The 1,115-nt window shown below is 32.6% G+C and carries 1 protein-coding gene; it reads left to right on the top strand.

Annotated features, from left to right (window positions below):
* Positions 1-113: 113 nt before the first annotated feature.
* On the top strand, positions 114-1,019 hold the full coding sequence (locus ACR0QS_RS13340) for a hypothetical protein (RefSeq protein ID WP_432633939.1): 906 nt from the start codon (positions 114-116) through the stop codon (positions 1,017-1,019).
* Positions 1,020-1,115 lie beyond the last annotated feature (96 nt).

Genomic DNA, 1,115 nt, shown 5'->3' on the forward strand with positions numbered 1-1,115 from the left:
ATTTTATATAAAGTCAATAATATTTTAGTTATTTAATAAAAAAAAATTTATTGCCTTTTTTAAATAAATTGTTATATTATAAGTGGAAATGAAAATTATTAAGAGGGTTCAAAGTGAAACAGGAAAAATTTTTTATTAAAACAAATCTCGAAGCAAAAGCGATTATTTTATTTTTAATATTTGCATCATTTTGTATTTGTGGAATTTTAGCTTGCGGAATGGAACGGGAATTATCGCCAGAAGTGGATTGGAATGCCGCCGATTACGATACTAATAATATCTCCCCCCCCCCCCCAACTACAAACACCAACCAAAGACCTAATCCTCCTACAACTAATGATAATACTCCCGATACTAATAATACAACAGAACCTTCGCAATCTTATTCATCCGATACTTATCGCAATATTACATGGTTTAACGGAAGCGGAAGAGCTTCTTATAAGGATAAAGAATATTTGTCGTTCGTTTGGACAAATATGGTAAAAGATTTTTATATAATAGACCAACGTTATAACGGAGCTGGAAGTAAAGAAAAATTGAAATTTAAAGAAAACGGCGATATTTATTGGGAGAAAAAGCCCGATACTATATTAAAGAAATTTCAAGGCGGAACTATAATAATGTATAGAGGCGGAAGTTTATGGACGGGAGATTATAACACGACTTACGGCGTAGGCGGAGTTTATACTACGGCAACAAGCAGAGACGAAGCGACTAAATTGGGAAGCGAAGCGGTAAAAAAGTGGGCTACTTTTCAAGGATATACAAAATATTCATTTGGAAGATACGATAACGGCGGAAAAGTAGGAATAGTCGAAATATTGGTATTGAATTATGGATATTCTTGGAACGGCTTCACTTGGTATGGATTGGACTGCTATGCCAGAAAAAATGAATTTTCCACAGAGAGATATTTTGGTTCTAATGTAAAATCGCCAGAAGAGAACATGAGATATTTAGATGTCGACTGGAAATTATGGGATGAAGGCATAGATTTATGGTTTATGAAATATTAACTAATTTTTTCATACTAAACTCATACTTTAAGAGGGATGGCTTTTTGCCGTCCCTTATTTTTTATAAAAAAATTTATTGCATATTTAGTTTTTTTA

The organism is Brachyspira sp., from assembly GCF_050873525.1.
Classification (GTDB): Bacteria; Spirochaetota; Brachyspiria; order Brachyspirales; family Brachyspiraceae; genus Brachyspira.